13 protein-coding genes are annotated in these 13991 nt (G+C 70.1%); 7 read left to right on the forward strand and 6 right to left on the reverse strand.

Going from position 1 to position 13991, the window contains the following annotated elements; genetic code table 11:
- Window positions 1-37: 37 nt before the first annotated feature.
- From OIE53_RS19535 to OIE53_RS19545, 3 genes are all read right to left on the reverse strand, one after another.
- The gene (locus OIE53_RS19535; protein WP_327022979.1) at window positions 38-997 is read right to left on the reverse strand and encodes a DUF1702 family protein; all 960 of its coding nucleotides are present in this window, start codon (window positions 995-997) and stop codon (window positions 38-40) included.
- 148 nt (window positions 998-1145) lie between these two features.
- Window positions 1146-2138 (reverse strand): DUF1702 family protein, encoded by a 993-nt coding sequence (locus tag OIE53_RS19540; protein ID WP_327022980.1) that lies wholly within the window; start codon window positions 2136-2138, stop codon window positions 1146-1148.
- Window positions 2139-2241: 103 nt separating this feature from the next.
- Window positions 2242-3276, reverse strand: coding sequence for a carboxymuconolactone decarboxylase family protein (locus OIE53_RS19545; protein WP_327022981.1), 1035 nt, complete (start codon window positions 3274-3276; stop codon window positions 2242-2244).
- Between the two features lie 305 nt (window positions 3277-3581).
- Here OIE53_RS19545 and OIE53_RS19550 point away from each other — a divergent pair, with 305 nt between their 5' ends.
- The 6 genes from OIE53_RS19550 (at window position 3582) to OIE53_RS19575 (ending at window position 11316) form a co-directional block, all read left to right on the forward strand.
- On the forward strand, window positions 3582-4151 hold the full coding sequence (locus OIE53_RS19550; protein ID WP_327022982.1) for a DUF5987 family protein: 570 nt from the start codon (window positions 3582-3584) through the stop codon (window positions 4149-4151).
- Complete coding sequence (locus tag OIE53_RS19555) at window positions 4148-5782, forward strand: GMC family oxidoreductase (RefSeq protein ID WP_327022983.1); 1635 nt, start codon at window positions 4148-4150, stop codon at window positions 5780-5782. The genes OIE53_RS19550 and OIE53_RS19555 overlap by 4 nt, the downstream gene beginning before the upstream one ends.
- A 60-nt stretch (window positions 5783-5842) precedes the next feature.
- Window positions 5843-6916 carry a carboxymuconolactone decarboxylase family protein gene (locus OIE53_RS19560; protein ID WP_327022984.1) on the forward strand — a complete coding sequence of 358 codons (1074 nt, stop codon included), beginning with the start codon at window positions 5843-5845 and terminating at the stop codon, window positions 6914-6916.
- Between the two features lie 1013 nt (window positions 6917-7929).
- Window positions 7930-8766: an AraC family transcriptional regulator gene (locus tag OIE53_RS19565; RefSeq protein ID WP_327022985.1), complete on the forward strand. Its 837-nt coding sequence runs from the start codon at window positions 7930-7932 to the stop codon at window positions 8764-8766.
- Between the two features lie 144 nt (window positions 8767-8910).
- Window positions 8911-9669: a MerR family transcriptional regulator gene (locus tag OIE53_RS19570; protein WP_327022986.1), complete on the forward strand. Its 759-nt coding sequence runs from the start codon at window positions 8911-8913 to the stop codon at window positions 9667-9669.
- 264 nt (window positions 9670-9933) lie between these two features.
- Entirely contained in the window at window positions 9934-11316 is a 1383-nt protein-coding gene (locus OIE53_RS19575) for a hypothetical protein (protein ID WP_327022987.1), read from the forward strand.
- Between the two features lie 117 nt (window positions 11317-11433).
- Here the strand turns inward: OIE53_RS19575 and OIE53_RS19580 are convergent, their stop codons facing one another.
- The 3 genes from OIE53_RS19580 to OIE53_RS19590 all read right to left on the reverse strand — a co-directional run bounded on the left by OIE53_RS19580 (window position 11434) and on the right by OIE53_RS19590 (window position 13074).
- On the reverse strand, window positions 11434-12237 hold the full coding sequence (locus OIE53_RS19580; RefSeq protein ID WP_327022988.1) for a TIGR03084 family metal-binding protein: 804 nt from the start codon (window positions 12235-12237) through the stop codon (window positions 11434-11436).
- 126 nt (window positions 12238-12363) lie between these two features.
- Window positions 12364-12783 (reverse strand): SCP2 sterol-binding domain-containing protein, encoded by a 420-nt coding sequence (locus OIE53_RS19585; RefSeq protein WP_327022989.1) that lies wholly within the window; start codon window positions 12781-12783, stop codon window positions 12364-12366.
- 111 nt (window positions 12784-12894) lie between these two features.
- The gene (locus OIE53_RS19590) at window positions 12895-13074 is read right to left on the reverse strand and encodes a hypothetical protein (protein WP_327022990.1); all 180 of its coding nucleotides are present in this window, start codon (window positions 13072-13074) and stop codon (window positions 12895-12897) included.
- Window positions 13075-13349: 275 nt separating this feature from the next.
- On the opposite strand from OIE53_RS19590, the gene OIE53_RS19595 reads away from it, so the two are divergent.
- Entirely contained in the window at window positions 13350-13919 is a 570-nt protein-coding gene (locus tag OIE53_RS19595) for a nucleotidyltransferase family protein (protein WP_327022991.1), read from the forward strand.
- Window positions 13920-13991: the final 72 nt, after the last annotated feature.

The following is a 13991-nucleotide window of genomic DNA, read 5'->3' on the forward strand; positions in this document are numbered from 1 at the left end:
GCGCACGGCCTTCGGTGAATGAATCGAGTTAATTGCTTCAGGCCGACACAAGAACGTTTTTGATCCGCTGCCGCCACACTTCGTACGCTGGTAGGCCGTTCGCCGGCGCCACCTTGACCCGGGCCTCGTCGGTGACCGCCGAGGCCTCCTCGGTGGACAGCCCGCAGAGCACCCGGGTGGCCACCTCGTTGTGCGGCACCACCAGGCCGGCGCGCACCCTGGCCCCGGCCGCGAAGGCCGATCCCTGGGCCAGTTCCCCGTGGTACGCCCCGGACAGCTCGCGCAGCCGCTCCAGCTCCGCCTTGTCGGCGCCGCCGGCGTAGGTGGCGGCCAGGCCGGTACCGGCCCACAGGTCCGCCCGACGCCGCTCGGGGAACCCGGCGAACAGGCGGGCCAGTCGGTCCGGGTCGGCCCCGACCACGAACCAGGAGGCCCGGCCGACCCCCTGGTCGATCGCGCGGACCGCGTACCCGCCCGGGTCGTCGCCCGGCCACGGGAAGGTCGCCTCGCGGTACCGCCCCTCGATGTAGCTGGCGGTCCGGAAGTACGCCTGGTGGAAGCCGTAGCCGTCCAGCACCAGCCAGCGCAGCAGCGGGTCCGGCGCGGACAGCCGGGACCAGAGGAACCGGGGTAGCCGGGCCATCGCCCAACCCACCCCCACGTACGCCATGTAGACGTGCGGGTCACCGGGGCCGGTGAGGAATTCGGTCACCCGCCCGCCCCGTCCGGGCAGTGCGTCGCGGATGGCCAGGCCCATCGCGGCGCCCTCGTAGGCGAAGCCGCGCCAGGTGGGGGCCAGCCGCTCCAGTGGGGCCACCACGTCGTCTACGACGCGGGCCTCCGCAGCCTCGCCGAATCCGGCGAGGAACGATGCGCCGACGGTCTCCAGCCGGTCACGCGTCGCCTCGTCCTTGACGTGGAAACCCCGAACATCACACTTCGTCTGGGAAATGTCGGGGGTAAGAACACGCCGTCGCAGCCTTTGCCAAGCTCTCATCAAGCACTCCCCGGGCAACTAATATGCTGCCAATGGTTTCAGCCCGAACGGAGACTTTCTTCTTCACCATTGCGCCGCTTGACCGCAGTTTCGGACACACCGGATCGACGCCCACACAAGGAGCGCGAAAAATGGATAGCGGAAATCGCTAAGATACGGCCGTGGTGGGCACCGGGAAATGGGCGCGGATCCGGCGCCGCCACACCTCGTAGTCCGGTTCGGTGCCCTCGGCCAGGCCGCCGACCGCGACGTCGTCGGCCAGGGCGGCGGCCGCCTCGACCGACAGGCCGGCCAGGGCCGTCAGCCCGACCTGGGTGTGGGCCGGCTGGAAGCCGGAGAAGTGCCGGGCCTTAGCCGCGAAGACCGCCCCCTGTGCCAGGTGCGCGTGGTCCTCCCCAGCGGCCTCCACCAGGGAGCGCAGGCCGGTCAGGTCGGCACCGCCGGCGAAGGTGGCCGCCAGGCCGACACCGCTCCACAGGTCCGCCTGCCGGGCGGGCGCGAACCGCCGTACCGCTGCGGCGACATCCGCCACGGCGGCACCGTGGATGAACCACAACGCCCGGCCGATGCCCTGGTCGACGGCGCGCGGGAAGTAGTCCGCCCGGCCCTGCCAGGGGTACGCGGGCAGCAGTTCCTGCCGGGTCACCCACCGCTCGGTCTCGAAGTACGCCCGGTCGAATCCGTACCCGTCGACGGCCAGCCAGCTCATCGTCGGGTAGTACGGGGTGCCGCTAAGGTCGGGCAGCACCCCCTTCCACAGCACCCGCGGCAGGCGGGCCATGGCGAACCCGATGCCGATGTAGGTCAGGAAGGTGTGCGGGCGCCCCGGGCCGGCGAGCAGGTCCCGGGCCCGGTGGCGGCGGCGTCCCGGCATCGCGTCGAGGACGGTCAGCGCCATCGCCGCGCCCTCGTACGCGAAGCCCCGCATCTCCGGTTCGACAAGCTCCAGGCGGCGCTCCAGCTCCCACTGGTCCCGCATGTCGATGCCCCATTCGAACCCGCAGATCACCGCCTGCGGGATGGCTTCCAGCCGGCGCGTGACCGGACCGGGCACGACGGGGAAGCCCCGACGGGCGAAGGTCGTCTCGATCAGCGACGGGGTCAGGGCCAGCCGCCGCAGCGAACCCAGGGTGGTCGGCATCGTCGTCCTCCTCACGGCCCGGCGACATGCCGTAGCCGGGTGCACCCATCGTCATATGCCGAACACGTTGTGTGCGCCTTCGTTCATGCGCTCCCGGTCGGGCTCAGTGCCCGGCGGTCGAGGGCCCGAGCACCGGGCCCGACTGCCGGGCACCGACGAGCACCGCGGCCGACCAGGCGGCCCACGCCGCCACCTCGACCAGGGTGCGGTCCTGCGGGTGGTGGCGGCGGAACTCGTCGACGACCTCCTCGTTCACCTGGTACGAGGCGAACGCGGTGAGCAGGGCCAGCCGCGCGGCGGACCGGTCCGCCGGCTCCAGGTCAGCGATCAACCGCTCACACCAGTCGGTGCTGATCCCGGTGTCCTCGCCCCGCCAGTCGGCCAGTCGGATGGTCACCATGTCGCGTACCTCCGGGGAGAGTGTGGCTTCCCCGGCAGCGCGGAAGACCCGGTCGGCCGCGCCGATCGCGGCGGCGACAGCCGGCCGGGGCGCGGCCCAGGCGGTGTCCTCGCGCAGCGGTGCGGCGGGAAGCAGGCCTGCGGCCAGCCCCGGGGTGCGCGGATCGCGCAGGGTGGGGCGCATGACCCGGCTGATCCCCTGCTTGAACCGACGGCGGGACCAGGGGGCCAGCCCGGGCGGCAGCAGGAAGTTCGCCAGGAACACGTTCACCATGCGGGTCAGGTAGTGGAAGGCGACGACCACCCCGATCAACTCCGCCCGGTCGGCGGGGGTCAACCTGGGCGGCGGCGGTACGGCCTCATCGAGCAGGTGCGCGTTACGGGCCCAGGCCACCACCTCCCGCAGGGCCGGGTCGGCGATGTCCTGCACCCGGTCGCTGCCGACCGCCTCGGCGGCGTGCTCGCCGGTCAGGTCGTACATCCCGACGGTGTGCATGTCCGCGCAGTACGGGCAGATGTTGGCCACCGACACCGCCGCCGCCACCGCCTCCTTGGTGCCCCGGTCCACCGCACCGACGGTGACCAACGGTTCCCGCGCCACAGCCCAGTACGCGGCCAGCACCTGCGGCGACGGTGAGTGCATCAACGCGGGTGGAATCACCAGCCGCATCTCCTCGGCGACCTGCGCGTACACCTCGGCGACCAGCCCGCCGGCCGAGGCGGCGGGCACCGGGGTCACATACCTGACCTGACGTTGGACCACTGAGGATGCGACCCGACCGACGACCATCTCTGCCTCCATCCACTGACGTGCGTCTGGCCAGTATCAGCGCGTTCCGGCCAGCCGGAACGATCTCGGGCGGTCCAGGGCACGACCGAAGAAGGACACGCAGACATGGGCGGCTTGTCCCCATTTTCGGGGTTTTCCTTGCGAGCGCAACGACGAAGATGCGGTCCCGGTCGTCCCGTCGAGACCATGAGGACCCGACCAGCGAGTGGTGCCCGGCGGGTCACCGGAGCGGGGCACGGACAGGAGGCGATGCTGTGCAGCCCGACAATTCCGAGCGCGACCCGGAGCGGACCCAGGTGCTCGAGGCGTTCGCCGACACCATCATTCCCGGCGAGAAGCGGTTTCCCGGGGACCGCACCGTGGCCGGGGTGGCGGCCGGCGGCGGAGCGGTGGCGGCCGGTGCCATCGAGCTACTCGAAGACCCGGCCGGCGGTCTGGCCGAAGGGCTGGACTCCCTGGCCTTCGCCCTCAACGAGCACGCAGGGCAGTACGCCAGCGACCACGGTCTGACCCTGGACCCGACGGTGCCGCCCTTCGTGGCGCTGTCGTTCGAACACCGCACCGCCCTGGTGTCCATACTCACCCGGCCGGACCACCCGGAGAAGCAGATGTGGGTGGGCCTGGCCCTGTTCAGCAACATGGCCTTCGACAGCGCCGCGCACCTCAGCACCCCCGAGGCGCTGGCCGCCGGCCACCCCGGATTGCTCACCATCGGCTACGAACTTCCGCAGGAAGACGGCATCTGGCGCTTCGATTCCTTCTCCTACGGCCGGGAACTGGCCGACCTTCACCCTGACACGACGGCGACGGGCAGCCCAGCATGACCAGTATCGAATCGACCGACGTTCTCATCATCGGCAGCGGCTTCGGCGGGGCGATCCCCGCGTACCACCTGGCCGCCGGTGGTGCCCAGGTGACCGTGCTGGAGCGCGGCCCCTGGCTACAGGGCGAGGAGTTCGACCACGACTTCCTGCTCGGCTCGTCGTACACCCGGGTCTTCGACTTCGTGGTGGGTGACGGCATGAGTGTGCTCGGCGGCAACTGCGTCGGCGGCGGCAGCGTGGTCTACTTCGCCACCATGCCGCGCGCGCCGCGCTTCGTCTTCGAGCGGCGCGGCAGCATCGGCCGCCGGATGTGGCCGGCCTCGATCAGCCGGGACACCCTGGAACCCTGGTACGACCGGGTCGCCGAGGCGCTGCCGATCACCCGGCAGACCTGGGACAAGATCCCGTTCGCCGGTGGTCTGTTCGCCGCAGCCTGCAAGCACGCCGGGCGCACCGCCAACCCGGCGCCGTCCGCGGTCGACGTGGACATGTGCACCAACTGCAACTGGATGATGGCCGGTTGCCGGTTCGACGCCAAGCGTTCGCTGCTGATGAACTACCTGCCGGCGGCCCTGGCGCACGGCGCGCAGATCCGGCCACTGCACGAGGTGCAGCGGATCACCCGCAAGGAGGACGGCAGCTACCGGGTGCACTACCGGATCGTCGACGGCGAGGACTACCGCATCCTGCACGACGAGGGTGCGATCGACGCGAAGCTCGTCATCGTGGCGGCGGGCGCCGGTGCCACCCCGGTGATCCTGCAACGGTCGGAGCCCGCTCTGGGCACCATGCCGCACGCGGTGGGGCGTTACTTCTCCGGCAACGGCGAGCGACTGAACACCGCCGTCTTCGACGAGGACCGGGTGCGGGAGGTGCTCGGGCTGTCCCGCCCGGACGGGCGGGCCTATGAGGCGTACCAGATCGGGCGCGGCCCGACCGTGGCCAGTTGGGACCGGCTCGACGGCAACCTGCCCGAGTTCGAGCGGTACTCGCTGGAGCAGCTCTACTTCCCGCCGGGGCTGGGCACCATCCTGGCGCAGGCGCCCGACGCCACCGGCCCCAGCTGGTTCGGGGTGGACAAGAAGGAGATGCTGCGGCGCTGGAAGTCCTGGCTGACGATCTTCATCATGTCCGAGGACGACAACGAGGGCGTCTTCGGGCCGCCGCCGGAGACCGGCAACGCGCACCGCTTCTCCCAGCAGATGCTGGGGCACGGTCCGCTGAGCTACCGGCCGACCGAGAACACCCGGCGAGGCTGGTCGCTGGCCGACGCCGAGATCAAGGACATCCTGGAACGCGACGGGCTGGCCAAGGTCGAACCGTGGACGAATGACCTGGTCGGCGCGTACACGGTGCACCCCTTGGCGTCCTGCCGGATCGGCGACGACCCGGCCACCTCGGCCCTGGACGACCGACACGAGCTGCGGGGGCATCCCGGGATCTTCGTCACGGACGGGTCGGCCGTTCCCGGCGCCCTCACGGTGAACCCGGCCTCCACCATCGCGGCCCTGGCGGAACGTGCCGTGCCGGGCATCGTCCGGGCCGCCCAGGAACGGGGCATCTCCGTCAAGTACGGCGCCCCGTCCCCTGACGGCGCCACCGCGGGCCGCCGAGCCGTGCTCTCCCGCTGACCCATCGGGGCGTCGGCCGGCCATCCGCCGGCCGGCGCCCTGTTTCAGGAAGAGGTATCGGTGCGAAAGCTCATCACGAGGGTCACCCGGGGCGCCACGGCGGTGCAACTGCGGTACGTCGCACCGGTCGCACCCGGTCCGGCGCGTGGGCCGGTGGCCAAGGTGTATCACCAGGTCGAACGGGACTTCGGGATGCTCGCACCCCCGGTGGCGCTGCACGCGGTCGCCCCACCCCTGCTCGCCGCAGCCTGGACCATGCTGCGCGAGGCGTTGCTGGCACCCGGCCCCGCGGGCCGGGAAGCCCGGGAGATCGTGGCTGCCGGCGTCTCCACCGCCAACCGCTGCCCGTACTGCGTGGACGTGCACGGCGGCACCCTCGCCGGCCTGCTCACTGGTCCGGACGCGGCGGCGGTGCTGACCGGGCGACTGGCGGATCTGCGGGATCCCCGGCTACGCGACCTGGCCAACTGGGCCGTTCGCGGCGGGCCGCCGCCGTTCCCGCCCGAGCAGGGCCCCGAACTAGTCGGGGTGGCGGTGGTGTTCCACTACCTGAATCGGATGGTGAACGTATTCCTGCCGGACTCACCCCTGCCCCCGGTGCCCGGTCCGGTGGCGGCGGTGCTGCGGCGAGGCGCGGCCCGGATCCTGGGCGGACTGGCCCGTACGACCGTGGTCGCGGGTGAGTCGCCGGGCCTGCTACCCCCGGCGCCGGTGCCGTCGGACCTGTCCTGGACCGGTGGCCGGCCGCACCTGGTCGCCGCCTTCTCCCGGTCCGCCGCGGTGGTCGAGGCGGCCGGCGAGCGCAGTGTCCCCGAGTCGGTACGCCGGTTGGTGGCCGCGCAGCTGCCCCGGCTGGAGGCTCCCCCGCCCGCCCTGGACGGCACTACGCCCCTTTTGAGGGATATTCGCTGGCTAGCGGAGTGCGTGGCCGGCCTGCCGGAGCCGGATCGCCCTGCGGGACGCCTGGCGATGCTCGTGGCGTACGCCTCCTACCGGGTCACCGCCGCCGACATCGACCGGGTACGCGCCCACGGGTACGACGACCGCGCCCTGGTCGAACTGGCCGCCTGGTCTAGCCTCACCGCAGCCCGTTACCTGGGCACCCGGGTCGCGCCGGCACCATTCGCGGACTGAAATCCGCCGCACCATTGGCGATGCCCTGGTCGGACGTTTCCGCGAGGTCGCCGGCGCCCCTGGTCGATCCACCTCCGGGGGCGCCACCACCGATTTCGTACCCCCGGCGAGATCGGTAAGGTGCCCACGGTGCAGGTGTCTCACCGATGGGATGTGCGGCCGGCCTTGTTCCCACCTGTGGCCCTTCCTTCCCTGGTGAAGGTCGAAGGGGCGAGACGGTGCAGTGCGATCAGTGGGACCCGTACACTGACGGCCAGCGGGCCGTACCATTTCGACGATCATTCTCGAGCGCACCTAGATCAACGATGTAGATCCATGGGAGATTCAGCCGAATGATCAACCCCCGTCGTCGGATCACCAACCGACACAAAACGCCGACGACCGATTCCGTAAGATCGGGCGCAGGCAGTTCTGCAACCATTAACCCGGGTGCCAGAAATCGATTTCAATAACCGGCCCAAGATTAAGCCAGCATTAAGAAATCGCCGCCGCGGCCATGAGTGAATAAATCATCCAGATTCATCATCACTGGCAACAATCCTGCCCATTCAGCACAACCTCCACCGGGCGTGAGCAGGGCCCGGCTGGGCCGACTGGCAATTACCAACATTCCAGGGCAAATCGCGGAGGTCAGGCGCCATTACGGTAACCCACCGTCAAATTACGGCCAGCTCAGCCGGCCTTTTGGAAAGTGGGTCGTACCGCTATCCAAATAGGCGGTCGACGGGCGCATATCACCAGTAAAGCGCTGCTCATGACGCACCCCTCTTCACGATTGCGCTCTGTCGCCGTCCGGTGATTCCCAGTGTTGTCAATCGATCAGAGCTGGGTTAACCTCGACCAGAAGCAGGGGTCATCCGCCACGAACGGAGTAGATTAATAATGCGCAACGGCGCACTGCGGCAATCACCGTCATCACTCGATAAAGGCAACCGAACCAAACTCTCGTTATTTCCGCAGAACAATTATTGACCATTCAAGCACAATTTGCTTTCGGGTCAGTGGGAGGCATCATGGAGGAATCGAGCAAGCAAGCCGTGGACCGCGCGATCAACACGATGCGGGACAACCTCGGCGAGCAACTCACCGTCGACGACATGGCCCGGGCGGCCATGTTCAGCAAGTTCCACTTCACCAGGATCTTCCAGCGGGTGACCGGGGTGTCCCCAGGCCGCTTCCTGTCGGCGCTACGGCTACAGCGCGCCAAGCAGCTGCTGGTCTCCACCTCGCTCAACGTCGCCGACATCAGTCTGCGAGTGGGCTACAACAGCGTCGGCACCTTCAGCTCGCGGTTCACCCGCAGCATCGGCATGTCGCCCACCGCCTACCGACGGCGGGCCGGCTACGCCCCGCACATCGCCACCGACCCCGGCCCGACCGCCTTGTCCGAGGCGCGAGTGCACGGCCGCATCCCCGCCCAGCCCGGCGGGCCGAACACCCTGGTCTTCCTCGGCCTCTTCGCCGACCGCATTCCCGAAGGTCGCCCCGTACGCTGCGCGGTGCTGTCGGCCGGGGGTTCCTTCCGATTCGCCGCGGTGCCACCGGGCACCTGGTACCTGCTCGCCCAGGCCGTCGCCGCCGGCGAGGACGGCTCCCCCGACGAGGCCAACCACCCGATCGCGGTGGCCTCGCACGGGCCGCTGACCGTCAACCGGGACTCCGACATCCGGGTGGACCTGGACTTCCAACCGATCCAGAGCATCGACCCGCCCGTCCTGCTGGCCCTGATGGACAGCCGCGAGCTCGCGCTGGCCCGGCTCGCCGCCGAGGAGCAGGCCACCGAGGCACTGCTGGCACCCGCCACCGGGATCGCCCCACAGCTTTCCGAGGCCGGCCGCAAGGCGGCCTGAGGCCCGCCGGCGGGAGGGGCCGCCGCATGACCTGTGTCCCGGACGCTTCCGCCACGAGCGTCCCGGGAGACGGCCACTGATCCATCACCACTCCACATGGGAGAATCGCAGCGCGGGGCTGAGTTAACCAGCTGGGGGAGCACGATGCGCATCTCTGACCTGAGCCGCCGCACCGGCGTGCCTGTCGCCACAATCAAGTTCTACCTTCGGGAGGGCCTGCTCCCGCCGGGCCAACCGACCGGCCGCAACCAGGCGCAGTACGGCGAGTCGCACCGGCGTCGCCTGCTCTTCATCCGGGCGCTGACCGGCATCGGTCAGCTCGAGCTGTCCACCGTGCTGGAACTACTGGCGGCCATCGAGGATGACGAGCTCTCCCTGCCCGGGCTCTACCAGGTCGCCAACCGGTTGGTACACCCCGACCTGGACAACTCCAACGCCGCCGAGGCCCTGACGGCCGAACGGGCCGAGGTCGAGCGCTTCATCGACGAACTGGGCTGGCAGGTGGGAGACGACACCCCTGGCCGCAATCGGCTGGCCCACGTCCTAGCAGCGCTCCGCCAACTGGGATGCAGCTGTGGGGCCGAGTTCTTCCACCCGTACGCGCAATTGGCGGAACAGTACGCGGAACGGGAGCTGAGCCTGCTCCCGCATGACGGCATGGAGGTGGAGCGGGCCGCCGCGGTGGCCCGCGCGGTGCTGCTGGACGCAGCCCTCGGCGCGCTGCGCGAGATGGCCCAGGAGCACCTGGTCACCAAGCGCTTCGGTAGCCCGGACGCCACCTCCGAGGCGGCCCCGCCCGCACCGGGCCGCCTGTCGGCCGTCGACCCCCCGCCGGGGAAGGCCGCACGGAACCCCGGCCACCCGGCCGAGATGCCCTGCCCCTACCCCCGCGGGGCCGGCTGACCACCACCCGGCGCCGGGCACAGGACGATTCGCTGCCGATCCGGGACACCCCCACCCCGGCCGCAGTGTGTCCAGATTCGGTGACCTACCCGCCTCGGGCGGTGTGACCGGGCATGATCGTGCCCGGCACGGCGACGCCGTGCCGGGCACCCTCGTGTTTTGACCATCGTGGGGATTTGTGGTGGTCGAGGTCTAGCGGAACAGGGAGAACCCTGTCCATGATCTGAGTTCTCACACAAAGATCATCAATGGGCAGGGTTCTCGATGAGGAGCGTAACGGCTACCGGTGCCGGTGACCGCGAGCTGGGCCGGATCTTGTTGGATTCGTGGCGGCGGGAGTTGTACGAGGGTGTCCTCGTGTCCCGGTCGAGGACGTTGTTCTCGCTGGTCGACGAGTTGGCCGTGGACCAGGGACGGTGTGGCTGCCCGGCGCATCTGTCGTTGGGCGCGGTCACCGGGCACGCCGCGGCGTACCGGGCGTTACGCGACGGTGAGATCGATACCGGCCGGGCGTTGCGGGCGGCGTGCCGGATCGCCGTACGGTCCGGTCTGCCGCGGGTGTACGCCGTCGACACCACCGCCTGGCCCCGGCCGAACGCGCCGACCAGCCCGGACCGGCAACCGCAGTACACCCCGGGGGGCCCGCGCGGCGCGGCGCTGATCAAGACCGGGTGGCGGTATCAGCACGTCGTCCGGTTGACTCTGACCCCGGACTCGTGGGTCGTGCCGGTCCTGGTCGACCGCATCACCTCCGACGACGACCTGGTCGAGGTCACCGTCGGCCACATCGCACAGGTCTGCGCAGCCGACGGCGCCCGCCCGGCAGACCGGTCGCTGTTCCTCCTCGATTCCGGCTACCCTGCGGCCCGGATCACCCACCTGATCCGCGAACGCAGGATTCCCGCGGACGTCCTGGTCAGGCTCGCGACCTCGCAGACCATGTGGACCAGACCCGAACGCCGGGCCGCTCACCCGCTCGGCGGCCGGCCCCGCCGACACGGATTCCGGCTGACCCTGCGCGAACCCGACCTACACCCGGACGCCGGTGTCAGCGGACCACTCGACATCTACGGCACCGTCACCGTCCGAGCCTGGCACCACGTCCACCCCAAACTCACCCGCGCCAGCCGCGGCTTCACCGACCAGACCACCCTCCCGATCGTCGAAGGCACCGTCCTCCTCGCCCGGGTCCAGCACCTACGCCCCAGCCGCCGCGCCGGCGACCTCGCACTCTGGTACTCCGGCACCCGCCACGACCTGCTCACCCTCGTCATGACCTACCTGACCCGCTACGACATCGAGCACTACTTCCGGTACTTGAAGACCACCGCCCACGCCCCGGACTTCCACCCCCGCCAACCCGACACCCTGACCACCTGGCTCCGCCTACACGCCTACGCCTACCTACACCTGTTCTGCGCCCGCACCCACCTGACCCACCACCGGCTGCCCTGGGAACCCGCCACCACCACCCCGACTCCCGGCCAGACCCGCCGACAGGTTTCGCCCGCTCTACGCAACGCCTGGCAACCACCAGGCCACCCGAAACCCGGCCACCCCGGCCCCGGACGCCCCGCCGGAAAACGCCGCAAACGCCGCACCCGCTACCCCGTCATCCGCAAGAACGCCATCCACAAGGGCAAATAACACCCCACCCCCACACCACCACGAACACACCCACACCACACCGCCAGACCACCCTGCCCACACAACGGTCAAAACACGAGCGTGCCCGGCACGGCGTCGCCGTGCCGGGCACCAAAGTCAGCGGCTGGCCGCCGCGAACTGACCGGGACGCCGGCCCTCACCCGCCGGCCCGCGGTAGGCCTGCGCGATGTCGAGCCAGCCGTCGGCGATCTCACCGGAGGCCGTCAACCCCAGGTCGTCACGGTGGCGGCGGCGGGTGACCAGCAGGCAGAAGTCGACCGCGGGGCCGGTGATCCGCTGGGCCGAGTCCTCCGGGCCGAAACACCACACCTTGCCCGAGGGGGCGGTCAACTCGAACCGGAACTCCACCTCCGGCACCGGCAACTCCCGGGCCAGGTAGCCGAAGTCCCAGGTACGGACGGCGAAGGCGACCAGGTGACCGACCCGGTCGGTGTACTCCCGCCGTACGCCCAGGGCGTCGGCGATGTCCTGCCCGTGGGCGAAGGTCTCCATCATGCCGGCCATGGCCAGCACGGCAGCGGGCAGAGGCCGGACCAGCCACGGCACCATCTGGTCCGGCGGCAACGCGGCGAGAGCCTTCTCGGCACCGGCCCGCTCGGCCCGCCACCGGGACAGCAGGACCGGTGGCGGCTCCGCCAGGAACTCGGCCAGAGCGGCGTCGACGTTGGCGCTGAAGTTCGGCGTCAGTCGGGAGATGACCCCCTGGAATGCCTCCGGGTTCGACGCGGCGAGCGCCGCCAGCCGGAAGGTGGCAGCCAGGTGGGCAACCTGGTGAGCGACCGTCCACCCGGGCGCCGGGGTGGGCGTCGCCCAACCCTGCTCGTCAAGGTCGGCGACCAACCTGTCGATATCCTCGCCCTCGGCGATGAGGTCGGCGATCACGTTCGGCTGCTCCGTCACTCGAGTACCCCTCTTCGAATTGGTGATGGCAACGCGATGGCGCTGCCTCCGGCTAGTTGTTCGGCCCGATCAGGTCCGGGGCGCGGCCCGGCCGGGTCAGGGCTTGGGTGCGCAGTCCCGGCCCGGTCAGGGCTTGGGCGCGGCGAAGAAGTTGGGGAACCGGGCGGTCAACCCGAGCTCCCCACGGGTCTTCAACCGGCCCTTCATCACCAGCATCACCGCGTGTGCGTTACCGGTGACCAGGTGGACGAAGTCGACCGCGGCAAGACTCAACGTCAGCTGCGGTTTCGCGTCGACCCGAGGCGACAGGGTGCACACCCCGTCGGCGATGACCATCTCGTAGGAGTCGACCCCACCGTCGGCCCGGTCACCGATGCGCCAATGCACCACCGCACGGGTCTTGCCGGCAACCTCAGGTCGGAACACGGCCGGCATCGCGCCGATCAGGTGATCGAGAATCTCAGCCCGCCGATCACCGCGCAAAACCTGACGCAGCTCGTCAACCGGGGTGCGCTTGACCAGCCGGGCGAACTCGACAGGATCCATGACTTCGACTCGTGCGTCGTGGATGGACATGGCACTCCTCCATCGGCGGATGACGGACACGCCCGCCCGCCTGCCGGCTGTCGCCGACCGGCGGAGGTGACCCCGCCCGTCTCAGTCGAATCCGCGCAGGATGTGCGGCTCGCCGTCGTCCTCGCCGGACCAGCGGTACAACTGCTGCGCCCGGACCCACAGGTCAAGGCTGCTCGGCGGTTCGACGGAGGACGGGACAACGGGTGCACCGGCGGCCGTGGTCGGGTCCGGCGGGGCTTCCGAAGCGGATTCCTCGGTCATCGCCACCCCCCTTCCCTTGCCACTCATCCTCACCGCGATGCCCGACCGCGGGCATCTCCCAGGCTGCGCAGGTGATCGTCGCAGCGCTGCCGACAGCCAAACTGGCCGCTGCGATTCAGACCCGTTGCCCTGGGATCTCCTGACCGTTGACGGTGCAACCATGAGGCTTCCGGATACCGTGGCGGCCGCGCGCCTCCTGCAATCCGGCCGAGCGCCTCGCATCGGCCGGATGTTTCGACTGGGCAGGACCGAACAGCGACAACCAGGGGGAAGCGATGCGAAAAGACGAACTGCGGGATCTGGTACGGCGCAGCCCCTGGCTGATCCAGGCGCTGGGCGTCGTGCGGGACTCCGCCCTGCCGGACGCCTGGATCGGCGCCGGCGTCATCCGCGACCTCGTCTGGGCCGAACGGTACGGCAACGGCTTCGACCCGAGCTCGGTACGCGACGTCGACGTCGCCTTCCTCGACCCGACCGACCTCAGCCGCGACAACGACGACCGCGCCACCGAACGGCTGGAAACGGCCTGGCCGGAGCCACCATGGGAAGCGAAGAACCAAGCCGCCGTACACACCTGGTACCCGGCGAAGTTCGGCGGCGGTGCGGTACCGCCCCTGCGCAGCATCGCCGAAGCAGTCGCCACCTGGCCCGAATACGCCACCGCCGTGGCCATCCGCCTCGACCCACACGACCACATCGCCGTCTGCGCACCACACAGCCTCGACGACCTCCTCGACGGGATTTGGCGACCCAACCCCAGCAGAGTCAGCCCGGAAATCTCCCGCCAGCGACTCGCCCGCCACCGCCCCACCGACCGCTGGCCCGGCGTCCGTGTCATCACCTGAACCGCCCCACGACTCACCCGACAGCCGCCGACATGGCCAACACCCGCCCGTTCGCGGCCCTCCGAACGCGCC

Origin of the sequence: Micromonospora sp. NBC_01739 (assembly GCF_035920385.1) — a bacterium.
Lineage (GTDB): Bacteria > Actinomycetota > Actinomycetes > Mycobacteriales > Micromonosporaceae > Micromonospora.